Source organism: Arthrobacter sp. ISL-95 (genome assembly GCF_018613695.1).
GTDB lineage: Bacteria > Actinomycetota > Actinomycetes > Actinomycetales > Micrococcaceae > Arthrobacter.
In genome coordinates this window covers 117,717-140,019 of record NZ_JAGGPR010000001.1, presented here as the reverse complement: position 1 = coordinate 140,019, position 22,303 = coordinate 117,717, and the positions used below count along the sequence as shown (strand labels likewise).

The 22,303-nt window shown below is 60.9% G+C and carries 19 protein-coding genes; 5 read left to right on the top strand and 14 right to left on the bottom strand.

What is annotated here, in order from left to right; all coding sequences use genetic code 11:
• Window positions 1-27 precede the first annotated feature (27 nt).
• Both J7I86_RS00685 and J7I86_RS00680 read left to right on the top strand, forming a co-directional pair.
• A complete protein-coding gene (locus J7I86_RS00685) occupies window positions 28-1,620 on the top strand; it encodes a DUF349 domain-containing protein (protein ID WP_214814875.1) in 1,593 nt (530 codons plus the stop codon).
• Between the two features lie 99 nt (window positions 1,621-1,719).
• Window positions 1,720-2,325 (top strand): hypothetical protein, encoded by a 606-nt coding sequence (locus J7I86_RS00680; protein ID WP_214814874.1) that lies wholly within the window; start codon window positions 1,720-1,722, stop codon window positions 2,323-2,325.
• 28 nt (window positions 2,326-2,353) lie between these two features.
• Here the strand turns inward: J7I86_RS00680 and J7I86_RS00675 are convergent, their stop codons facing one another.
• From J7I86_RS00675 to pdxT, 9 genes are all read right to left on the bottom strand, one after another.
• A complete protein-coding gene (locus J7I86_RS00675; protein ID WP_214814873.1) occupies window positions 2,354-4,747 on the bottom strand; it encodes a bifunctional (p)ppGpp synthetase/guanosine-3',5'-bis(diphosphate) 3'-pyrophosphohydrolase in 2,394 nt (797 codons plus the stop codon).
• Between the two features lie 155 nt (window positions 4,748-4,902).
• Window positions 4,903-5,898 (bottom strand): protein translocase subunit SecF, encoded by a 996-nt coding sequence (gene secF / locus J7I86_RS00670; protein WP_214814872.1) that lies wholly within the window; start codon window positions 5,896-5,898, stop codon window positions 4,903-4,905.
• Window positions 5,898-7,649, bottom strand: a complete 1,752-nt coding sequence (gene secD, locus J7I86_RS00665) for a protein translocase subunit SecD (RefSeq protein WP_214814871.1) — start codon at window positions 7,647-7,649, stop codon at window positions 5,898-5,900. The genes secF and secD overlap by 1 nt, the downstream gene beginning before the upstream one ends.
• A 114-nt stretch (window positions 7,650-7,763) precedes the next feature.
• Window positions 7,764-8,192: a preprotein translocase subunit YajC gene (gene yajC, locus J7I86_RS00660; RefSeq protein WP_396019834.1), complete on the bottom strand. Its 429-nt coding sequence runs from the start codon at window positions 8,190-8,192 to the stop codon at window positions 7,764-7,766.
• A 98-nt stretch (window positions 8,193-8,290) separates the two neighbouring features.
• Window positions 8,291-9,367 (bottom strand): Holliday junction branch migration DNA helicase RuvB, encoded by a 1,077-nt coding sequence (gene ruvB, locus J7I86_RS00655; RefSeq protein WP_214814870.1) that lies wholly within the window; start codon window positions 9,365-9,367, stop codon window positions 8,291-8,293.
• Window positions 9,360-10,004, bottom strand: a complete 645-nt coding sequence (ruvA, locus tag J7I86_RS00650) for a Holliday junction branch migration protein RuvA (RefSeq protein ID WP_214814869.1) — start codon at window positions 10,002-10,004, stop codon at window positions 9,360-9,362. Before ruvA ends, ruvB begins: the two co-directional genes overlap by 8 nt.
• 102 nt (window positions 10,005-10,106) lie before the next feature.
• Window positions 10,107-10,685 (bottom strand): crossover junction endodeoxyribonuclease RuvC, encoded by a 579-nt coding sequence (gene ruvC / locus J7I86_RS00645; RefSeq protein WP_214814868.1) that lies wholly within the window; start codon window positions 10,683-10,685, stop codon window positions 10,107-10,109.
• 65 nt (window positions 10,686-10,750) lie between these two features.
• Window positions 10,751-11,506 carry a YebC/PmpR family DNA-binding transcriptional regulator gene (locus J7I86_RS00640; RefSeq protein WP_214814867.1) on the bottom strand — a complete coding sequence of 252 codons (756 nt, stop codon included), beginning with the start codon at window positions 11,504-11,506 and terminating at the stop codon, window positions 10,751-10,753.
• 3 nt (window positions 11,507-11,509) lie between these two features.
• On the bottom strand, window positions 11,510-12,211 hold the full coding sequence (gene pdxT, locus J7I86_RS00635; protein WP_214814866.1) for a pyridoxal 5'-phosphate synthase glutaminase subunit PdxT: 702 nt from the start codon (window positions 12,209-12,211) through the stop codon (window positions 11,510-11,512).
• A gap of 103 nt (window positions 12,212-12,314) precedes the next feature.
• Here pdxT and J7I86_RS00630 point away from each other — a divergent pair, with 103 nt between their 5' ends.
• Together J7I86_RS00630 and J7I86_RS00625 are read left to right on the top strand one after the other, a co-directional pair.
• A complete protein-coding gene (locus J7I86_RS00630) occupies window positions 12,315-13,646 on the top strand; it encodes a Mur ligase family protein (RefSeq protein ID WP_214814865.1) in 1,332 nt (443 codons plus the stop codon).
• Window positions 13,643-14,419 carry a type 1 glutamine amidotransferase gene (locus J7I86_RS00625; RefSeq protein ID WP_214814864.1) on the top strand — a complete coding sequence of 259 codons (777 nt, stop codon included), beginning with the start codon at window positions 13,643-13,645 and terminating at the stop codon, window positions 14,417-14,419. The genes J7I86_RS00630 and J7I86_RS00625 overlap by 4 nt, the downstream gene beginning before the upstream one ends.
• Before the next feature lie 3 nt (window positions 14,420-14,422).
• Here the strand turns inward: J7I86_RS00625 and J7I86_RS00620 are convergent, their stop codons facing one another.
• A complete protein-coding gene (locus tag J7I86_RS00620; protein ID WP_214814949.1) occupies window positions 14,423-15,691 on the bottom strand; it encodes a CapA family protein in 1,269 nt (422 codons plus the stop codon).
• 73 nt (window positions 15,692-15,764) lie between these two features.
• Here J7I86_RS00620 and J7I86_RS00615 point away from each other — a divergent pair, with 73 nt between their 5' ends.
• Complete coding sequence (locus J7I86_RS00615; RefSeq protein ID WP_214814863.1) at window positions 15,765-17,777, top strand: M3 family metallopeptidase; 2,013 nt, start codon at window positions 15,765-15,767, stop codon at window positions 17,775-17,777.
• A gap of 60 nt (window positions 17,778-17,837) precedes the next feature.
• On the opposite strand, the gene pdxS is transcribed toward J7I86_RS00615, so the two are convergent.
• The 4 genes from pdxS to thrS all read right to left on the bottom strand — a co-directional run bounded on the left by pdxS (window position 17,838) and on the right by thrS (window position 22,259).
• A complete protein-coding gene (pdxS, locus tag J7I86_RS00610; RefSeq protein WP_017197521.1) occupies window positions 17,838-18,764 on the bottom strand; it encodes a pyridoxal 5'-phosphate synthase lyase subunit PdxS in 927 nt (308 codons plus the stop codon).
• 253 nt (window positions 18,765-19,017) lie between these two features.
• Window positions 19,018-19,647: a phosphatidylinositol phosphate synthase gene (gene pgsA / locus J7I86_RS00605; protein WP_214814862.1), complete on the bottom strand. Its 630-nt coding sequence runs from the start codon at window positions 19,645-19,647 to the stop codon at window positions 19,018-19,020.
• The gene (locus tag J7I86_RS00600; RefSeq protein WP_214814861.1) at window positions 19,637-20,230 is read right to left on the bottom strand and encodes an HIT domain-containing protein; all 594 of its coding nucleotides are present in this window, start codon (window positions 20,228-20,230) and stop codon (window positions 19,637-19,639) included. Before J7I86_RS00600 ends, pgsA begins: the two co-directional genes overlap by 11 nt.
• Window positions 20,231-20,249: 19 nt before the next feature.
• Window positions 20,250-22,259, bottom strand: a complete 2,010-nt coding sequence (gene thrS, locus J7I86_RS00595; RefSeq protein WP_214814860.1) for a threonine--tRNA ligase — start codon at window positions 22,257-22,259, stop codon at window positions 20,250-20,252.
• Window positions 22,260-22,303 lie beyond the last annotated feature (44 nt).

Genomic DNA, 22,303 nt, shown 5'->3' with positions numbered 1-22,303 from the left:
TTCCCTCCAAGCGAAAGACTTTTAGCGGTGACAGACAGTCAGAAATCCGACGAAACAGTAGTAGTGGCCAACGAAGAAGCAGTCGAGGCAACCGGCAACAACGGTTCCGGCGCGCCGGCTCCGGAGGAGAATGCTCCGGCCCACGAGGCAGCACCAGCCAACGATGCAACGCCAGCAAACGGGGCAGCTCAGGCAGAAGAGGCCTCGCCTGCTGCAGGGGAAGTCAGGGAGGAAACGGCCGCAGAGCCCGCATCACCGGTTGCGCCGCGTCCGACGCCGTCAGCAGCGCCTTCACCCGCAGCCTTCGCGGCCCGCCCCAAGGCTCCCGCCGCCGTCGTTCCTGCCGCACCTGCGGTTTCGGCGGCTTCACTCGCCGAGGCAGCCAAATGGGGACGCGCCGAAGGTGATGGCCATGTCTTCCTGACGCTGGACGGTGAAGAGATCGCTGTTGGTCAGTACCCGGGCGTCAGCGCCGACGAGGCACTTGGCTACTTTGCCCGCAAGTTCGACGACGTCATCGCGCAGGTAGTTCTCCTGGAACACCGTGTGGAGTCCAAGGCTCCTGCCACGGACATGCAAAAGACAGTAACCCACCTGCGTGAGCAGCTCTCGGAGCGCAACATGGTGGGCGACATCCGTGCTGCCGAGGCCCGCCTGGACGCCCTGTCAACCCAGATCGTTGAGCTGGAAAAGTCGGAGAAGGCCGCCCATGAGGCGGTGCGCGCCAACGAACTTGCGGCACGCGAAGCGATTGTTGCCGAAGCTGAGACCATTGCCGGCCAGGACCCCGCTCAGATCCAGTGGAAGACCTCCAGCGCACGAATGAACGAGCTGTTTGAAACATGGAAGGCCGCGCAAAAGAGCGGGGTCAGGCTCGGTCGTAGCAACGAAGACGCGCTGTGGAAGCGTTTCCGTTCGGCTCGGACGGTATTTGATCGTCACCGCCGCGCCTACTTCTCCCAGCTGGACAGCAACAACTCCGCTGCAAAGTCCGCCAAGGAAGCCCTGATTGCTGAAGCTGAAGCGCTCTCCACCTCCACGGACTGGGGGTTCGCTGCGGGTGAGTACCGCAGGCTGATGGACCAGTGGAAGACCACTCCGCGTGCGAGCCGCAAGGATGATGATGCACTGTGGGGCCGCTTCCGCGCTGCCCAAGACGTCTTCTTCAGCAACCGTCAGGTTGCCAACGACCAGATCGACCAGGAATACACGGCGAACCTGGCCGTGAAGGAACAGCTGGTGGCTGAGGCACAGGCGCTCCTGCCCATCAACGATCTCAACGCCGCAAAGAAGGCCCTCCAGTCCATCAGGGATCGTTGGGAAGATGCCGGCAAGGTTCCCCGGGCCGATATGGGCAGGATCGAAGCCGGGCTTCGCAAGGTTGAAGATGCGGTCCGTGAAGCTGAGGAAGAGAAGTGGCGCCGGAGCAATCCGGAAACCAAGGCCCGCACCAACAGTGCCTTGTCACAGCTCGAGTCCGCAATCGCAGGCCTCAAGGAAGACCTGGAGAAGGCTGAAAAGGCTGGTGACCAGCGCCGCATTAAGGCCGCCCGTGAAGCCCTGGAAGCGCGTCAAGCATGGCTCGACCAGATCCAACGCTCCGCCAGTGACCTCGCTTAGGGTTTCTGAGTAAGCAGTTTCCTACAGGCTCCGTCCGGGTTATCCACATAACCCGGCGGGGCCTGTACTCGTAGGGCGGCCACACGGAATGATCGATGAATGGTCCCCGCTGTCACCGCCCCCCACTTGCAGGAGCCGGTCATATCCGAGCTCTACTCCCCCAGCCGCGTCTTTTCGTGGAACGAACTGCAGGGCATGGCATTCGATGGCATCCTGCTGCCCCTGTACGGGAAGAGTTACGCCTCACCCGGTATGGCTATCACCCACCGCCTTAGAGCCCGCGCAGCGGCCCTGACAGTCCCGGAACGAATCCGGACCAAGGTGGTCGCCGGACGGCTCACGGCAGCATGGATCTACGGTTGCGCCAAACCACCCGAGCACTTGTCGCTGCTGGTTGATGCGAAACACCGCATCTCCAGCCTGCGGGGAACCACGCCGTGCAGCCTGCACGAAGTCCGGCTAGGTCAAATGGACGTTGTCAGCCTCGGAGGAATGCTGGTCAGCAGCCCGCTCCGTACCGCAGCTGACATCGCTCTCCACGTTGAAACTAATCGCGCTCTGCCGGCGCTAAGGCGTCTCTTGGCACGGGAGGAGCTCGGCATCAAGCTCCGGTTGCTCGTTCTGGCCGTCGAAGCCGCCCCACGGGTCCCTCACAAGAGACGCGCCTTGGCCACCTTGGCGCAGCTGGTCTCATCAGAGCTCTAGATGAGACCCTTCTTAGCTGAGTCCCTTGTTAGCTGCGCCGGCGGTTTCCAGTAGTGCGGTAGACGTCGAACACACCGTCGATCCGCCGGACCGCATTCAAGACGTGGTGCAGGTACTTGGGATCACCCATCTCGAAGGCAAATTTCGAGATCGCAACCCTGTCACTGGACGTGTGAACAGATGCGGCAAGGATGTTGACATGGTTTTCGGACAAAATACGGGTCACGTCGGAAAGCAGGGACTTCCGGTCCAACGCTTCCACCTGAATTTCCACCAGGAAGACACTGGACTGGGTAGGCGCCCACTCAACGTCAACAATTCTGTCCGGCTGGTCACGCAGACCCGCGACGTTGGTGCAGTCCGTCCGGTGGACGGAAACTCCAGAACCGCGGGTGACGAAGCCCAGAATGGGGTCCGGCGGTACCGGTGTGCAGCACCGCGCCAGCTTGACCCAGACGTCACCCACGCCCCGGACGATGACGCCGGAATCCGAGAACTTCGACTTCGCAACCTGGGTGGGGATACTGACTTCATCGAGGTCATCGTCGGGCGTTTCATGGCCGCCCAAGTGTTCAACGAGCTTTTCCATGACGGATTGGGCTGACGTGTGCCCGTCACCGACACCTGCATACAGCCCGGAGATGTCAACGTAATGGAAGTCCTCTGCCACGGCTGACAAGGCGTCGTGGGTCATCAGGCGCTGCAGTGGCAGGTTCTGCTTGCGCATGGCCCTGGTCAGCATGTCCTTGCCGCGCTCAATCGCTTCTTCGCGGCGTTCCTTGGTGAACCACTGGCGGATCTTATTGCGCGCACGGGCCGATTTGACGAAGTGTTGCCAGTCCTGGCTTGGGCCTGCGCCTTCTGCCTTGGAGGTGAAAATTTCAACCCAGTCGCCATGGTTCAGTTCGCTGTTGAGCGGAACCAGCTTGCCGTTGACCCGGGCGCCAATGGTTCTGTGGCCCACCTCAGTGTGCACGGCGTACGCGAAGTCCACAGGCGTTGACCCTGCCGGAAGGGCCATGACCTCGCCCTTCGGGGTGAAAACAAAGACTTCCCGGGCGTTGATCTCGTAGCGAAGTGAGTCCAGGAACTCTCCGGGATCGGAGGTCTCCTGTTGCCAGTCAACCAGCGACCGCAGCCACCCCATGTCCCCGTCACGCGGGCTGCCCGGACCTTGCGCGGTCCGGTTGGGCTGGTCCTTGTACTTCCAGTGGGCGGCCACGCCGTACTCGGCCCGGCGGTGCATCTCATGGGTGCGGATCTGGATCTCCACGGGCTTGCCGCCGGGGCCAATCACGGTGGTATGCAGGGATTGATACATGTTGAACTTGGGCATGGCGATGTAATCTTTGAACCGGCCCGGAAGCGGGTTCCACCGCGAATGCAGGGTCCCCAGTGCTGCATAACAGTCACGCACCGAATCCACCAGCACCCGCACGCCCATGAGGTCGTTGATGTCGTCGAAGTCCTTATCGCGGACAATCATCTTCTGATAAATCGAGTAATAGTGCTTGGGCCGACCTGTGATGGTCGCCTTGATTCGAGCCGTCCGAAGGTCATCCGCGATCTGGTTGCGGATAACGCTGAGGCTCTTTTCCCGCTCAGGCGTGCGGTCTCCCACCATGCGCACGATTTCCTCGTACACCTTGGGGTAGAGCGCTGCAAAGGAAAGGTCTTCCAGTTCCCACTTGATGGTGTTCATACCCAAGCGATGGGCCAGTGGTGCGAAGATCTCCAGCGTTTCGCGGGCCTTGCGCGATGAAGACTCCGCAGAAACGAAGCGCCAGGTGCGCGCGTTATGAAGGCGGTCCGCCAGCTTGATCATCAGTACGCGGATGTCCTTGGCCATCGCGACGACCATCTTGCGAACTGTCTCCGACTGGGCAGCCTCACCGAAACTGACCTTGTCCAACTTGGTGACGCCATCCACCAACATGGCAACTTCGGGGCCGAAATCCCGCGTCAGGTCAGCCAGGGTGTACGGGGTATCCTCCACGGTGTCGTGCAGCAGGGCGGCCGCCAGCGTTGTCCCGGTCATGCCGAGTTCAGCCAGGATGGTGGCCACTGCCACCGGGTGGGTGATGTAAGGATCACCGCTCTTGCGCTTTTGCCCCTGGTGGCTCTGCTCTGCCACCGCGAAGGCGCGCTGAATCAGATCGAAGTCCTCTTTGGGATTGTTCGCCCTCACTGTACGCAGCAGTGGTTCCAGAATGGGAGAGTACGGAGCAATGCCCCGGCCCGTCAGGCGGGCAAGGCGGGAACGGGTGCGTTCCCTCCGTCCGGGGAAGGTGGGACGCACGCCGGGAGCATCGACCGGAACCGCAGCTGCAGTCCGTCCGGGCACACTCGTTGCCGGACCTGCCACAGCCTTGGGGCTGTCATCCCCGCCCGCCGGTGGTGCCGACGTCGCACGTTCTTCCACAGAAGTACCCCTCACAACCGATTTAATTCTCCCAGTCTATTCCCGCAGGTGAATGCTTCTGCAACCGGGCAGCACATGACGATGACACAGGCAAGTCAAAGAGCCGGCCTCCGCACAGGTGCGGAGGCCGGCTCAAGGCAAAATTGCGGGGCTGCTCAGCCCTGAACTGCGGCTTCAGTCCTGCGATGGGCAACCCTCTTGGCTTGCTTCACCAGGTCAGGTTCGCTCTGTCGCAACCATGCGTACAGCGGTGCCGCGATGAAAATCGTGGCTGCAGTGCCAATGAGGATGCCCACGAACAGAGCCAGGGAAAGATCCCGCAGCGTTCCAGCACCCAAGAGACCGGCACCAATGAAGAGGATTGCTGCAACCGGGAGGATGGCTACCATCATGGTGTTGATGGAGCGGACCAGGGTTTGGTTGACAGCAAGGTTGACTTCTTCGCCGAACGTGCGGCGTGTGGACGTGGAAATGTCCGAGGTATTTTCACGGATCTTGTCGAAAACCACCACGGTGTCATACAGCGAGTAGCTGAGCACGGTCAGGAAGCCGATGATCGCCGACGGCGTGACTTCAAAATCGCTCAGGGCGTAGACACCCGCCGTGGTGAACATGGTGACGAGCATGCCAACAAGTGCCGACAACGACATTTTCCAGGTTCGGAAGTACAGCGCCATCAGGACAGCTGCCAACCCTACAAAGACCACCAGGCCAATGAGGGCTTGACGGGTGACATCCTGGCCCCAGGTTGGTCCCACGAAGTTGGACGTCACCTCGTTCTCCGTCACCCCATAGGCGCTGGTGAGGCCATCCTTGATGCGGTTCGTCTCGTCATCGGTCAACTGGTCCGTTTGAATGCGCATGGTGTTGCCTGCCACGTTTGCTACACGCGGGATGGCTCCCGGCACCACATCATGCACGGCCTTTTCACCGAGGGCGGCATCAGTGGTGCTCACGTTTGAAACAGTGAATTCCGAACCGCCACGGAACTCAATACCGAGGTTGAAGCCGCCCTTGGCGACGGGAACCAGGATGGAGAGCGCCACGGCGACCGCCGCGATGATGAACCAGATCTTCTTCGACTTTACGAAGTTGTACGATCGCTTGCCCGTGTAGAGCTCATGGCCGAAGGTTGCGAAGCTCGTGGTCATTACTTCTCCTCCTTGGTGCCGTTCGAAGGACCAGTGAGCTGGCCCTTCTCGGCGAGGCGCCTCTCGGCGATGGTCATGCGACGTTCGGCTTCGGCAGCCGCACCAGTGTTCCGAGGGCGAACCACTGCGGGCTTTTCGGCGGGCGTGCGAAGCCGGCCAGCGCCACGGTAAAGCGGAACCGCGCCTAGACGGTCAGGGGAAAGCCCCGAGAAGCGGTGTCCTTCGCCGAAGAACTTGGTGCGCCCCAAAACCTGCAGCATGGGGTGCGTAAACATGAACACCACCAGGAGGTCAGCCAAGGCGGTCAGGCCGAGGGTGAAGGCAAAACCGCGGACGTTGCCAACAGCCACGAAGTAAAGGACAAGCGCCGCCAGAAGGTTGACGGCCTTCGAGGCCAGCACTGTACGCTTGGCCCGCTTCCAGCCGTTCTCCACGGCAGAAACCAGTCCACGCCCCTCTCGCAGCTCATCCCTGATGCGTTCGAAGTAAACAATGAACGAGTCCGCAGTCTGGCCGATGGCCACAATCAGACCGGCCACACCAGCCAGGGAGAGACGGTAGTTTTCCGTCCACCCGAGGATGGCAATCGCCAAATAGGTCAGCACACCAGCAACTACAAGGGATGCGATGGTCACCAGGCCAAGGGCACGGTATTGGAAGAGTGAGTAGACAACTACGAGCAACAAGCCGATCATGCCTGCCAGCAGCCCGAGGCGAAGTTGGTCGCCACCAAGCGTCGCGGAAATCTGCTCTTGTGATTGGATCTCAAAGCTGATGGGCAGTGCGCCGTATCGGAGCTGATCGGAGAGGGCCTTCGCAGACGCCTGGGTGAAGTTACCCGTGATCTGGGGCTTGCCATCAGTAATGACAGCCAGCGCGCGCGGGGCGGAAAGCACTTTGTCGTCCAGCACGATAGCGAACTGCGACTTGGGATCATCAGTACCTTGGGCCTGAGCCGCAGCGTAGAACTGGTTAAGGCGTTCGGTTACGGCCTTGAACTTTGCCGTGGCATCCGAGTTGAAAACGATGTTCACGCCCCAGGTATTGGTCACTGACCCCTGGGCACCCTGAACCTGGGTGAAGGTGGAATCGCTGATGTCCTGGCCCTTGACCTCAACAGGCCCGAGGATGTACTTGATGGCCGGGGTCTTGTCCGTGGCCGCCTCGCAGGTCACCAACGGTTTGGCGGGATCCGAACGATCGCGCTTTTCCGGCGACGGATTCACACAGTCGAGCGCTTCGAATTCCTTGACGATGTCCGCGGTGACCCAGTTGATGTCGCTGGCGTTTGTGGGCTGCGCGGTGGGCTTGGGGAGCTGATCCTCAGGGGTGCGCTGCTCGGCCGGTACAGCTGCCGGGTCACCATAAGTGATGACGGGGCGGAAGTTCATGTCGGCCGAGGCCTGAATGAGGTCGCGGGTCTCCTTGGAAGGCGTTCCCGGAAGGCTGACCACAACGTTCCGGCCCGACTGAGTGCTGATTTCGGCTTCGGCAACACCGGAGCCATCCACACGCTGCCGGATGATGGCGACAGCCTGGTTGAGTTGCTCCTCATTGATCTCGCTGGAGCCCTCTACCCGGGGAGCCAGGATCATCTGGGTTCCGCCTTCAAGGTCCAGAGCAAGCTTGGGAGCCCAACTGGCGTGGCCAGTTACCACTCCGCCAGCCAAGACAGCGGTTAATACAACGAAAATTGCTCCAAGCCAGGTCAGCACCCTGCGGGCTGAGTTTTTGGGGCCGGTCCTTGCCATTATCGATCTTCCTGTTATCGCCGGACAGCCGCCGGCCGACGCTGGTAAGCGTCTGCCGGCGGCTTTCCGCTGCCGTAGAAGTTGCCTTGCGCGGTGTCGCCGCGACTGACGGTGCTAGATGTCCTTCTTGTCCTCTTTGTTGAGGCGCGCGATGGTTTCTTCCGGGGTCTCGACGGCGGCAGGAGCTTCGGTCTGCGCGGCGGTCAGGGAAGATGCGTCGTCCGGAACAACCGGTGCTTCCTCGGGGGTGGTCTCGACCACCTTGGTGACAGCCTGACGGTGAACCGTTGCCTGGTTACCCGGCGAAAGTTCAATGACGACTTTGTTCTCGGCTTCGTCGATGGACACGATGCGGCCAAAGAGACCGAAGCTGGTCATGACGTCGACGCCCGGAGCGAACTTTGACTGCATTTCAGCCTGCTGCTTCTGGGTCTTCTTGTTGCGGCGGAACATCATGAAGACAAAGAGTCCAAGCATGACGAACAGCAATATGGTCATTGGATCCACAGGGAAGTTCCGTTCTGTACTTACGTTTTGGTTCACGGCAACGTCCCTGGCAGATCCGCAGAGCGGGCATGGATCAAGGACTCGAACGTGCCGAGCGTCATACCAGTCTAGTGGGAAAAGCTGAACAGAGGGTGTTAACCGACGGTATCCACACTTTCGGCGTGGTTTTCGTCCTCACCGAACAGGGCCAGTGTCTCCTGACCGAAGACTCCGGCCGGGACCGCATAGCCAAGGTGGGTCCAAGCGGATGCCATGGCGATCCGCCCCCGCGGTGTGCGTCCCAGTAGTCCTTCGCGGACCAAAAACGGCTCAGCGACGGTCTCCACCGTTTCGGGTTCCTCACCCACGGCAATGGCCAACGTGGACAAGCCCACCGGGCCGCCGTTGAACTTAGTGATGAGGGCTTCAAGAACGGAGCGGTCAAGCCTGTCCAGGCCGCGTTCGTCTACTTCATACATATCCAGGGCCGCTGAGGCCGAACGTGCATCGATTTGATCAATGCCATGAACCAGAGCCCAGTCACGGACACGACGCAGGAGCCTGTTGGCAATACGCGGCGTTCCCCTGGACCGGCCGGCTATCTCCGTGAAGCCCGCAGAATTGACCTTCAGGTCCAGAAGACCAGCAGAGCGCCGGAGGACAAGTTCGAGTTCTGTCACTGAATAGAACTCAAGGTGCCCGGTGAAGCCGAACCGGTCCCGCAACGGACCCGGAAGAAGTCCGGCGCGGGTTGTGGCTCCCACCAGCGTGAAAGGGGGCAGTTCCAAAGGAATGGCAGTTGCACCAGCGCCTTTTCCCACCACGATGTCCACGCGGAAGTCCTCCATGGCCATGTACAGCATTTCTTCCGCCGGCCTGGACATGCGGTGTATTTCATCAAGGAAGAGGACCTCGCCCTCCGAGAGCGAGGAGAGGATGGCGGCCAGATCCCCCGCGTGCTGGATGGCCGGCCCGCTGCTGATACGCAGTGGCGCGTTCATTTCCGCTGCAATGATCATGGCAAGGGTGGTCTTACCGAGACCTGGAGGCCCGGACATCAGCACGTGATCGGCGCTGCGACCACGCATTTTTGAAGCCTCAAGCACCAGGGCAAGTTGCTTGCGGACCCGGTGCTGCCCCACGAAATCATGCAGGTTCTTGGGACGGAGAGCAGCTTCAATGACCCGCTCTTCCGGTTCCTCTCCCCCGCTGACGAGTGACTGCTCAGCCACGGCTGCCTACACGGTTACCTGCGCGCGCCCCGTCCTGGCCAAGCCAGCGAAGAGTGGCCCGGAGAATTTGAGCCACGTTACCAGCGTCCACAAGGTCCGGTGAGTCGGCCATGGCTTTGTCGATGCTGCCGTTGGCGTCCTTCTCGGACCAGCCCAGGCTGGTCATGGCTGCGACAACCTGCGGCTTCCATTCGGCGTTCGGGGCTGCAGCGGGAGCAGCGCCGGCACCGGTTCCGTGGGGAACCAACTTTCCGGCCAGTTCAAGGACAATCCGGCCGGCTACCTTGGGACCGATCCCCGGCACCTTGGTGAACGTCTTGCTGTCACCGGTGTGCGCCGCCACCCGAATGGCTTCCGGTTCATGCACGGCCAGGACGGCCAAGGCCAGACGTGGCCCTACCCCGCTGACGCTGAGCAGGACGTCGAAGACTTCGCGTTCGTCGTCGTCCGCGAAACCGAACAGCGTCAGGGAATCTTCGCGGACGATCATGGACGTGAAGAGCTTGGCTTCAGTTCCTGTTTTGAGGTGGCTCAAGGTCTGCGGCGTGGCGAAAACGCTCATTCCCGCACCGTTGAGGTCGATTACAGCGGTGGACAAACCAACGTGGGCTACGGTTCCACGGAGAAAACTGATCAAGACCCGGCTCCTGAAATACTGTCTGCTCCGTAGCCGTAATACTGCGGCTAAAGCGGACTATCCGAACATATCTACGAATACCCTAGCAAGGGGAGCTGACAATCACCGTTTCCGGCGCGCTTTCGCTTCGGCTTCGGCCCATGCTTTTTGGGCGGGAGTGGGACCGCCGTTGCTGCTGGCGCCACCAGCTGAGCCCATTCCACTGCCCACGCGCCATGCGTGGGTCAGGGCAAGCGCAAGAGCGTCCGCGGCATCAGCCGGCTTGGGCGGCGCATCCAGGCGCAGAATCTTGGTCACCAGCTTGGTCACGGCGTCCTTGTTGGCTGTGCCGCTGCCTGTGACAGCCGCCTTGACCTCCGAAGGTGTGTGCAACGCGACGGGGATGCCGCGCCGTGCGGCCGCCACGATCACCACGCCGGACGCCTGGGCTACACCCATCACCGTGCTGACGTTCATCTGTGAGAAGACACGTTCGACGGCGACGACGTCCGGCTTGTGCAGGTCCAGCCATTCGTCGATGGCTTGGGCAATGACCAGCAGGCGTTTGTCCAAAGTCAGTTCAGCAGAGGTGCCCACCACCCCAACGGCCACCATGGTGGCCCTGCGGTTCTTTTCTATATCCACCACACCTATGCCGCAACGGGTAAGGCCCGGATCGACTCCCAATACGCGAAGAGTCAAGTCCGGGCCTTCCTGGTGGCTGTGAAGCTGCTGAGTGTCAAAATGACGCGCTGCGCCGTGGCCGACTATTCGGCGTCGAGGGCAGCCTGAACTTCCTCGCTGAGGTCCGCATTGCTGTAGACGTTCTGGACGTCGTCCAGGTCTTCCAAGGCATCCACGAGCTTCATGAACTTCTTGGCGCCGTCAACATCCAGGTCAACCTGCATGGAGGGAACGAATTCGGCTTCATCGGTGTCGTAGTCGATGCCCGCTTCTTTCAGGGCGTCGCGGATGGCCTGAAGATCAGAGGGCTCGGAGTGGATTTCCCAGTTCTCACTGCTGTCCTTGACTTCTTCGGCTCCGGCTTCCAGCACCGCCATCAGGATGTCGTCTTCGCTGAGGCCATTCTTGGGCAGGACAACAACACCCTTGCGGGCGAAAAGATAGCTCACGGAACCGGGATCGGCAATAGTGCCTCCGTTGCGGGAGATTGCAAGGCGCACCTCGGATGCAGCGCGGTTCTTATTGTCGGTCAGACATTCGATCAACAAGGCCGAACCCTGGGGACCGCGGGCCTCGTACATGATCTCGGTGTAGTCCACCACTTCACCGGTGAGGCCTGCCCCACGTTTGATGGCGCGGTCGATGTTGTCATTGGGAACCGAAGTTTTCTTGGCCTTGGTGACGGCAAGTTCAAGTCCAGGGTTGCCGGCGAGGTCCGGACCACCCATGCGGGCAGCAACTTCGATGTTCTTGATCAGTTTCGCGAACGACTTTGCACGCCTGCCGTCAATGATGGCTTTCTTGTGCTTGGTGGTCGCCCATTTGGAGTGGCCTGACATGCTTTACGCTTCTCCTCTGATCATTCGAATAAAGAGTTCATGCACACGTTTCTCTCCCGTCACTTCCGGGTGGAAGGAGGTGGCCAGCAGCTGGCCGGAACGCACTGCAACAATTCTAGCCACTCCATGCAAAGTAGCCGTGTGGCTGGCGTGGTCGGGGTCAACCTGGGCAAGGACTTCCACACCCGGACCTACACGCTCCACCCAAGGACCTCTAATGAACACTGCGTGAACGGGATCCACGCCGGATTCCCCTGCACTGAAATCGAGACTTTTGAAATCGAGGTCGGTTTCGAAGGACTCCCGTTGCCGTCCAAAAGCATTCCTGCGGACAGTGATATCCAGCCCACCAAAAGTCTGCTGCGGATTTCCGTCCAGGTCAGTTGCAGGGTCTGCGATTTCGTTGGCCAACAGGATCATGCCGGCACAGGAGCCGTAAACCGGCAGGCCCTCGGCGATGCGCTTTTGGAGGGGATCACGGACTTCGAAGATCCGGGAGAGTTTGTCAATGGTGGTGGATTCGCCGCCGGGGATGATCAGGCCGTCGATGTCGTCGAGCTCTGAAGGGCGGCGTATGCCCACGCCGGTGGCGCCAGCGGCCTCTACAGCGTGAATATGCTCGCGGAAGTCGCCCTGGAGAGCCAGCACGCCGATCCGGAGTCCTGAACCCACGCGTGACGGAGCGTCAGAAAGGGGGTTGGTCATTCGACCATCATAGTGGCCCAAGGCCGTCGTGACGCTGCCCGCGGTTACCAAGCCCACACGCCCGGTCGGGGTTCCATGCCCTGACTGGGATATATTACAGAGCATGCTTTCCTTCAGCGTTCCCCTCGGCAAGCTGGTCCGCACACTGTCCCGACTCCGGGGCGGAGGCTCAGCTTTTCCCGGCTTGGTGGTTGAGAAAATCGATCCCGGCTTCATGCAGCGAACGCTGGCTTCGCTCCCCCTTGGCGTTGCCGTGGTCAGCGGCACCAACGGCAAGACCACCACCACAAAGATGGTGGTGGAACTCCTTGAAAGCCAGGGCCTGAAAGTCTTCACCAACCGCAGCGGCAGCAACTTCACCCGTGGTGTGGCTGCTTCCCTTCTGGGGGATGTGGATTGGCGTGGAAAGCTCGATGCGGACATCGCCATTTTGGAATTGGACGAAGCCCACGCTGTGCATTTCGTCAACAAAGTGGAGCCGCGATTCAGCCTCCTGTTGAACGTCCTGCGGGACCAGTTGGACCGCTTCGGTGAAATTGACAAGACCGCCCGGCTGCTGGAACACATCGCCTCCAAGACCACCGCCACCGTTGTCCTCAACCGGGAAGACCCCCGCGTCGCCCGGATTGCCACCGCCATCAACACCCTTGAGGCCGTTCACCACCCTGAAGTCCGGTACTTCGGCCTCGACGAATCCTTGCGGAGCACGTTCCCCAACGACGACGAAATGCGCACCACGGCTATCGGCCCGTCCCCGTCAGGGACCTCTGTTGCCGCAGAGACCGGTGAGGATGTAGACCTGCCGGCTGCCGACGTCGTGCTCCGACGGGTAGGTGCCCAGGACGCCGACTTTGAGTTCGACGGGGAGACCGTCACCACATCGATGAAGCTGCGCGGCGTCTATAACATCTTCAATGCAGCGGCGGCTTTGTCGCTGGCGAGGTCCATACTGGGAACCGGCCCCGTTGATACACCCAAGCTCGTGAAGGCGTTGGGGGAAGTTGCTCCCGCTTTCGGCCGGGGCGAAAGCCTCACAGTGGATGGACAGCCCCTGGAGTTGGTGCTCGTGAAGAACCCCAGCGGTTTCCGGCTCGGGCTGAAGTCCTTCCCCGCCGGCGGGTACGCCACCATGATCGCCATCAACGACAACTACGCCGATGGCAGGGACATGTCCTGGCTGTGGGATGTTGAGTTTGATTCCCTGCGCGAAGACGGCGTGGAAGTTCTTACGGGCGTGCGCGCCTACGACATGGCGCTCCGACTTCAGTACGACGATGTTCACTTCGGAGTGGTTGAACCGGACATCACCGCAGCACTGCGGGCCTTCATCGACGGTTCGCGGGGCAAGCCCAAGCGCGTCTTCTGCACGTACACTTCCATGCTCGCCATTCGTCGCGAGCTGGCCAAAATCACCATAGTTGAGGTGGTCTCATGACTTCGGAAGCACAGCCCACGGCGGACAGCCATCCCACGCCGGACAAACAGTCCAGCAAGGGAACAATCCGCGTGCTCCAGCTCTACCCGCGCGAAATGAACATCTACGGTGACTGGGGCAACGCCCTGGTCCTCAAGCAACGGATCAAGTGGCATGGCTACACGCCGGAGTTGCTCGAGTACAACGTGGGTGACGAGTTCCCGGACGACGTCGACATCATTGTGGGCGGAGGCGGGCAGGACAGCGGCCAGCTGGTCATTCAGAACGACCTCCAATCGCGCGCCGGCCAGTTAAAGCAGCTGGCGGACGAAGGCGCTCCCATGCTGGTGATCTGTGGGCTTTACCAGCTTTTCGGGAAGTTCTTCAAGACCAGCACGGGTCCGGTCATTCCTGGCATCGGCATCCTTGACGTCGAAACCCACGGTACTGATGAGCGACTCATCGGCAACGTGACCATGAAGTCCACCGAGTTTGGCGACATCCTTGGCTACGAGAACCACAGCGGGCAGACTACTTTGGGCCCCGGCGTCGAGCCACTGGGGACCGTGACCAAGGGCGCCGGCAACAACAGCAAGGACGGGCACGAGGGCGCCCGCTACAACAACGTTGTAGCGAGCTACCTGCATGGTTCCCTGCTCCCAAAGAACCCGGCCATTGCCGACTTCCTGATTCGCACGGCGGCCGAACGCAAGTTCGGCAGTTTCGTGCCGGGAACGCCCGACGACGGTTATGCCCGACTTGCGCGCGAACACGCCGCCCGCCGGCCGCGGTAGGCGCTACTTTTCCTTGGTGATCAGCAGTTCATGTGCGCCTGCGGTGGCTGCGCCCATGGACTCAACCACTTCTTTGGTTCGCTGATGAGTCTCAGCGTCCGCCGCAGGGGTGGCGCAGACTCCCTGCGGTGCGTCGCTGGCCACGGAGCACCAACGGTACGGATCCCTAACGATTACTGACGGAGCCCAGGCGAGGTCCGAAGCAGTCCATATCCCCGAACTGTTTTGGCTGAATTGCGCCCTCACCAACAGCCCTTCGTTGTTCAGGACGTACCACGGCGACAATTCAGTGACGCCGTTGCCCAGACCGTAGACAATCCACGTGCCCTTGTAATTTTCGATCGGCAACACCGAGTGCGTGTGGTGCCCGTAGATCATACTGAACTGGCCACTGTCCACCAACGCGTGCGCAACCTCCTGCTGCTGGGCGTTGGCTTCACTGGCGTACTCGTCGCCGGCGTGCATGACGCCCAGCACGATGTCAGCCCCAAGTGTCTTGGCCTGTTTTGCCTTCGCGATCATGGCCGCCGGATCCAGCTCGTCAACCAGCCAAGGGTATTCGGGGATCTGACCATTGTGGCCATAGGTTCCAATGATGACGGCCACTTTGGCAGCGTCCGTCTGGAGCATGAGTATCTCCTTGGATGCCGCCTCCGTCCGGTACGAACCTGTGTGCTTCAGGCCCGCTGCGTCCAGGGCGTCCAGAGTCCGGAGCAAACCTTCGGTTCCACGGTCAATGGTGTGATTGCTGGCCGTGGTGCAAGCCTTGTAACCCACATCCTTGGAAGCCGTGATGATCTGCGGCGGCACGTTGAAAGACGGGTAGGCAGAGAAGGGCCCTTCCGGTGTAGCAACGGGGGTTTCCTGATGGCAGATGGCGAGGTCGCTGTTGCGGATATAGCGTCGCTGCCCTTCGAGAAGAGGAACGAAGGTATATCCAGTCTGTCCCGACGCCGCTGCGTCAGCTCTCGCTTGTTGCCAGAGCTGGGTGTGAACCAACATGTCCCCTGTCACCGTGATGGAAGTACAGCGGAGTTCCGGACAAGCGGGCCCCTTGCCCGGGGTGGGGTTTGGTGCGGGGGTGCGGGTTGGGCTTGGCGACTCGGCGGCCGGGGCCGGAGCAGCGCTGCTGGGGTCGTCAGCGTCATTGTTTTCTGCAAGAGCACCGCAGGCGCTCAGAGACAAGGCCAAAGCCATGCCGCTCAGCAAGAGTGCCGCTTTGTGAGGACGGAACCGTCCCACGGAAAATGTGATTTTGCCCATGAATTTCATCATACGGCGGAAGCCTTGGGGATCCGGGCGTGCCGCTCTTGAGGACACGATTCTTACGTGAAAGAGTCACTTCATGACCAACCCACTCTTGAGCCCCAGCGCTCTGCCCTACGGGCTTCCTCCCTTCGCCGGCATCTCGGCAGAGCACTACGCCGAGGCCGTAGAGGCAGGTTTGTCCGAGCATCTCAGCGAAATTTCCAGGATTGTGGACAATTCTGAGCTGGCCACCTTGGAAAACACAGCCGTGGCCATGGAGCGGTCCGGACTTCTCCTCAATAGGGCCGCGGCAGCGTTCTTCACCCTGGTTTCTGCCGATGCTTCCGATGCCATCAAAGCCTTGGAGACACAGTTGTCCCCCAAGTTCACAGCACATCAAGACGCTGTTTACATGAACCGCGGGCTCTACGAGCGATTCGCCGCGATCGAAACCGCCGGCCTTGATACGGAGTCGTCCCGCTTAGTGCAGGAGTACCTGAAGGAGTTCCGGCAGTCCGGAATACAGCTCGATGACGCGGGGCAACAACGCCTGCGCGAAGTGAACGCCGAGCTGTCCCGATTGGGGACCGAGTTTGGTCAGCGCGTCAAGGAAGCCATGAAGTCCGCTGCTTTGCTGCTTACCGAGGCTGATGAGCTCGCCGGTCTGCAACCTGAATTGATCACCGGCGCCGCTGAAGCAGCGAAAATTGCCGGTCATGACGGCAAGTACTTGCTGACCCTGATCCAGCCCGGCAACCAGCCCGCCCTGGCCTCCTTGGAGAACCGGGCCATCCGCCGTCGGCTTTACGAAGCGTCCCTGGCACGCGGCACTGATGGCGGAGCCTTGGACGTTCGTGACTTGGTGAAGGCTACGGTCCGGTTGCGGGCAGAGAAAGCAGCTCTCTTGGGTTTTGCCAACTTCGCTGAGCTGGTGGTTGACCAGCAGACTGCTCCCGGTTTCAGTGAAGTACAGGCGATGCTGGGCCGACTGGCGCCGGCCGCTGTGCGAAATGCCCAATCGGAGGCGAAAGCGTTAGCGGAAGCCGCGGGTCATGAACTGGAGCCTTGGGATTGGGCATATTATTCTGCCCGGGTTCGCAAGGAGAGATTCCAGGTGGACGAGCAGGCCCTCCGCCCCTATTTCAGCCTAGAAACTGTCCTCAACGACGGCGTCTTCCATGCGGCAACGCAGCTCTTCGGTGTGACTTTCCATGAGCGGAGCGACGTGGAAGGCTATCACCCGGATGTCCGCATTTGGGAGGTCCATGATGAGGACGGCTCCGGGCTCGGCCTGTTCCTGGGCGACTACTACACTCGTGAATCAAAGCGCGGAGGTGCCTGGATGAATTCCCTGGTGGAACAGTCCGGCCTACTGGGAACGCGGTCCGTGGTGATCAACAACCTCAACATCACCAAACCGGCTCCGGGTGAGCCCGCACTGTTGTCCCTGGACGAGGTCCGTACCGTTTTCCATGAGTTCGGCCACGCACTGCACGGCCTGTTTTCGGATGTTACTTACCCCCGGTTCTCCGGAACGTCCGTACCGCGGGATTTTGTGGAGTACCCATCCCAGGTCAACGAGATGTGGATCATGTGGCCCGAGGTACTGGCCAATTACGCGCGCCATCACTCCACGGGCGAAGTCCTCCCCCAGGACACAGTGGACAAACTAAACGAGTCACTGCTGTGGGGAGAGGGATTCGCCACGACCGAATATCTGGGGGCTGCGCTCCTTGACCTGGCATGGCACGTGATTTCCGAGTCGGAGGTACCGGACGATGTTCTCGCGTTCGAGGCCAAAGCCTTGGCGGACGCAGCCATCGCTCATCCTCTGATTCCTCCGAGGTACCGGACGGGCTATTTCCAGCACATCTTCGCCGGCGCGGGTTACGCAGCGGGATATTACTCCTACATTTGGAGCGAGGTGCTGGACGCCGACACCGTGGAGTGGTTCAGGGAAAACGGTGGCCTGACACGAGCGAACGGCGATCACTTCCGTTCCGAGCTGCTCTCACGGGGCAACAGCCGAGACCCCTTGGAGTCGTTCCGCGCCTTCCGAGGCCGCGAGGCAGAGCTGGAGCCCCTTTTGAAGCGCCGAGGATTGGACTAGAACGACGTCGGGCCGGTCACCTTGGAGGTGACCGGCCCGACGTCGTAATTCTCTTGCTGTTTACCAGCCGCGCTCTGCGAGGCGGTGCGGCTGCGGGATATCGTCCACGTTGATGCCCACCATGGCTTCGCCCAGGCCCCGGGAGACCTTGGCAATGACATCCGGGTCGTCGTGGAACGTAGTTGCCTTCACGACGGCGGCAGCACGCTCTGCGGGGTTACCGGACTTGAAGATACCCGAACCAACGAACACACCGTCGGCGCCGAGCTGCATCATCATTGCAGCGTCGGCCGGGGTCGCGATGCCACCGGCAGTGAACAACACCACGGGAAGCTTGCCGGTAGCGGCAACTTCCTTGACCAACTCGTACGGGGCCTGCAACTCTTTGGCCGCAACGTAGAGCTCGTCCTCGGGAAGGGCTGCGAGCTTGGCGATCTCCGAGCGGATCTTGCGCATGTGGCCGGTGGCGTTGGAAACATCGCCGGTACCGGCTTCACCCTTGGACCGGATCATGGCCGCGCCCTCGTTGATGCGGCGCAGGGCCTCACCGAGGTTGGTGGCACCACAAACAAAGGGAACCGTGAAGTTCCACTTGTCGATGTGGTTGATGTAGTCGGCCGGGGTCAGGACCTCGGACTCGTCGATGTAGTCCACACCGAGGGACTGCAGGACCTGGGCCTCAACGAAGTGGCCGATGCGGGCTTTGGCCATGACCGGGATGGACACGGCGGCGATGATCGCATCGATCATGTCAGGATCGGACATGCGGGAGACGCCGCCCTGGGCGCGGATATCGGCCGGGACGCGCTCGAGCGCCATGACAGCGACGGCACCGGCATCCTCGGCGATGCGGGCCTGCTCGACGTTGACGACGTCCATGATGACGCCGCCCTTGAGCATCTCCGCCATGCCCCGCTTGACGCGGCTGCTGCCCGTGACGCTGTTCGCGGACGAACCGGCTTCGTTGCTTACATCTGGTGTAGACACAAAAACCCCTATGGGTAGATAAACGACCTTCTTGCCGGAAGCGCGCGCAGCCACACGACCGCAATCAGCGCACACCGGGTTTCAGGTCAAGGTGACCAAGTACTAGTAATAGTAGTCGCACCTTGCCTGCCGGCAGTACATTCATTACTGCCTTGGAGCGCACCAAAGCAGGCTGTGGTAGGTCAGGTGCACAACTGCGCAGGAGTGACTTTGGTCGGTTGCCAGTTCCCCTGGGAGCTATGACTCTCAAGCGTTACGCTGCAGCTGGGCCGCCGGCTTCGGCCATTGCTTGCCGCCGTACGGTGGACATCCGCTGGACGATGGTTATCACACTCGCCAGCGCCAGGAGGATCAAGGTCCCGAATAACACTACGGGTGGGAGGCCTAATCCCGTGAGCGCGGTTATGAGCAGCACGGACGCCAACCGTTCTGCGCGTTCGGCAATCCCAACACTGGCTTGGTAGCCCAGGGACTCCGCCTTGGCCCGAGCATACGAAACGACCATGCCAAGGACCAAACAGACGACGGCGGCAGTAGCAATTGCAGGATCCTCGCCTCCAGTGAAAAACCAGATGGTGAGGCCTGCGAAGATCGCGCCATCGGCGAGCCTGTCCAGGGTGGAATCCAGGAAGTTACCCCAGCCACCGCTGCGGCCCTGCAGCCTCGCCATGATTCCGTCCACTACGTCCGAGAAGGCGAAGAATGCGACCACCACTGAGCCCCACCATAAGAAACCCAGCGGGTAGAGGACGAGCCCGCCCAATATCACCCCTGCCGTTCCTGCAATGGTCACGGCGTCCGGAGACACCCCGATCCTGAGGAGCCAACGCGCTAAAGGAGTAAAGAGTGAAGTGAAGAAGCCGCGCGCATGCCTATTGAGCATTCGACTCCCCCGGCCAGGCTTCAGCCACAAGCTTTCGGACCTCATCGAGTGTCTGCGTTATGGCCTTGGTCTGGGCGATGATGGGGAAGAAGTTTCCGTCCCCGCCCCAGCGCGGAACCACGTGCTGGTGGAGATGCGCGGCAATGCCGGCACCGCCGGTGACGCCTTGGTTCATGCCCAGGTTGAAGCCGCTCGGATTCGAAACCTTCCGTAGCACGCGCATGGCTGTCTGTGTAAGTTCGGCGAACTCGGCCGTTTCCTCCACGGTGATGTCCGTGTAGTCGGGGACGTGCCGGTAAGGGCAGATCAGCAGGTGACCGGGATTGTAGGGGAACAGGTTGAGGACGACATAACAAGTCCGTCCCCGGTAGACGATCAGGGATTCCTCATCTGATCGGGTGGGTCCTACACAGAACGGGCAGTCATCCTTGTTCTTGAATTGATCCTGCCCGCCCTTGATGTAGGCCATCCGGTGCGGAGTCCACAGGCGCTGAAACGCGTCCGGCACGCCCGCCAATCCGAAGTCATCGGTTACGTCGGCGTCACCTGGAAGGCCATTCGCCGCACCTGTGTTCTCCTGCACCGTCAATGTGTCCGTTCCGTCAGCTCTCGCGGTTCTTGACGGCGTCAACGATCCTGCGGACCGCCTCGGCCACGGGCACGCCGTTGTCCTGGCTGCCATCCCGGAAACGGAACGACACTGCACCGGCCTCGGCATCCTCACCACCCGCAATCAGGACGAACGGGATCTTGTCCTTGCTGGCTGTGCGGATTTTCTTGGGGAACCGGTCCGAGGAAATGTCCACCTCGGCACGGATGCCCGCTGCCTTGAGCTGGCCCACGACGTCGAACATGTAGTCGTTGAAGGTTTCGGCCACAGGAATGCCCACTACCTGGACAGGTGCGAGCCATGCCGGAAAAGCTCCGGCGTAGTGCTCGGTGAGCACGCCCATGAAGCGTTCCACTGAACCGAACAGTGCCCGGTGGATCATGACAGGACGCTGGCGCGTGCCGTCGGCAGCCTGGTACTCCAGTTCAAAACGCTCCGGCAGGTTGAAGTCCAGTTGAATGGTGGACATCTGCCAGGTCCTGCCCAGGGCATCCTTTGCCTGGACGGAGATCTTGGGGCCATAGAATGCTGCTCCGCCCGGATCCGGAACGAGTTCCAGACCGGAGGCCGCGGCCACCTCGGAAAGAGTGCGCGTGGCTTCCTCCCAGGCGGCGTCGTCACCAACGAACTTCTCTTCGTTCTTTGTGGAGAGCTCCAGGTAGAAGTCATCCAAGCCGTAGTCCTTGAGAAGGCCCAGCACAAAGTTCAGTGTGGTGGTGAGCTCGTCCTTCATCTGCTCGCGGGTGCAGTAGATGTGGGCATCATCCTGTGTCATGCCGCGGACGCGAGTCAGCCCGTGCACTACGCCGGACTTCTCGTACCGGTACACAGCACCGAATTCGAACAGGCGCAGCGGAAGTTCACGGTAGGACCGGCCCCGGGAGCGGAAAATCAGGTTGTGCATGGGGCAGTTCATCGGCTTCAGGTAGTAATCCTGAGCCGGCTTCCGCACGGTGCCGTCCTCGTTGAATTCGGCGTCCACCTGCATCGCGGGGAACATACCGTCCTTGTACCAGTCAAGGTGCCCGGAAACTTCGTAGAGGTGCCCCTTGGTGATGTGGGGGGTGTAGACGAACTCGTAACCGGCGTCCACGTGCCGCTGGCGGGAATAGTCCTCCATGGCCTTTCGAATGATGCCGCCCTTGGGGTGGAACACAGGAAGGCCCGAGCCCAGTTCATCGGGGAAGGAGAAGAGATCAAGTTCCACGCCGAGCTTGCGGTGATCGCGACGCTCGGCTTCAGCAATGCGTTCCTGGTACGCCTTGAGGGCTTCCTTGGTGGGCCACGCCGTGCCGTAAATGCGCTGCAGCTGCTGGTTGTTCTGGTTGCCGAGCCAGTATGCCGCGGAGGAGCGTGTCAGGGCGAAGGCGTTGGAGATGATTTTGGTGTTTTGCAGGTGGGGGCCGCGGCAAAGATCGCACCAGATGCTCTCGCCGCTCTTGCGATCCACATTGTCGTAGATCGTGATGTCTCCTGCGCCGACCTCGACGTTGACGCCTTCGGCTGCGTCGCCAGCGTCGTTCTTCTTGCCCAACAGCTCCAGCTTGTAGGGCTCGTTGGCCATGGCTTGGCGGGCTTCGTCCTCGGTGACGACACGACGCACGAATTTCTGGTTCTGGTTGATGATTTTTTGCATCATCTTTTCCAGCGTGCGCAGGTCTTCCGGGGTGAACGGCTCAGCGACGTCGAAGTCGAAGTAGAAGCCGTCAGTGATGTAGGGGCCGATGCCGAGTTTGGCGTCGGGGCGCAACTGCTGCACAGCCTGCGCCATGACGTGGGCTGTGGAGTGGCGGAGAACGTTGAGTCCATCAGGGGAATCGATGGTGACACCCTGGACGTCGGCGCCCTCGGTGAGAACCTGGTCAAGGTCCTTAAGCACGCCGTTGACACGGGCTACAACGACGTCGCGGCGCTCGAAGAAGAGTTCCGCGCCGGTAGTCCCTTCCGTCACCTTGGTCTCTTCGCCATCGACGATGAGGGTGATCTGTTGGGCATCTGACACGGGTGTCTCCTATTCATAGTTAAGGCTTCATAGCTTGTGGCGTA

Excerpts from the sequence above, each read along its gene's own strand:
- J7I86_RS00640 (WP_214814867.1), bottom strand. The coding sequence starts at position 11,506 with ATGTCAGGCCACTCCAAATGGGCGACCACCAAGCACAAGAAAGCCATC.
- pdxT (WP_214814866.1), bottom strand. The coding sequence starts at position 12,211 with ATGACCAACCCCCTTTCTGACGCTCCGTCACGCGTGGGTTCAGGACTC.
- J7I86_RS00620 (WP_214814949.1), bottom strand. The coding sequence starts at position 15,691 with ATGAAATTCATGGGCAAAATCACATTTTCCGTGGGACGGTTCCGTCCT.
- secD (WP_214814871.1), bottom strand. The coding sequence starts at position 7,649 with ATGGCAAGGACCGGCCCCAAAAACTCAGCCCGCAGGGTGCTGACCTGG.
- secF (WP_214814872.1), bottom strand. The coding sequence starts at position 5,898 with ATGACCACGAGCTTCGCAACCTTCGGCCATGAGCTCTACACGGGCAAG.
- J7I86_RS00625 (WP_214814864.1), top strand. The coding sequence starts at position 13,643 with ATGACTTCGGAAGCACAGCCCACGGCGGACAGCCATCCCACGCCGGAC.
- pgsA (WP_214814862.1), bottom strand. The coding sequence starts at position 19,647 with ATGCTCAATAGGCATGCGCGCGGCTTCTTCACTTCACTCTTTACTCCT.
- J7I86_RS00630 (WP_214814865.1), top strand. The coding sequence starts at position 12,315 with ATGCTTTCCTTCAGCGTTCCCCTCGGCAAGCTGGTCCGCACACTGTCC.
- J7I86_RS00680 (WP_214814874.1), top strand. The coding sequence starts at position 1,720 with ATGGTCCCCGCTGTCACCGCCCCCCACTTGCAGGAGCCGGTCATATCC.
- J7I86_RS00615 (WP_214814863.1), top strand. The coding sequence starts at position 15,765 with ATGACCAACCCACTCTTGAGCCCCAGCGCTCTGCCCTACGGGCTTCCT.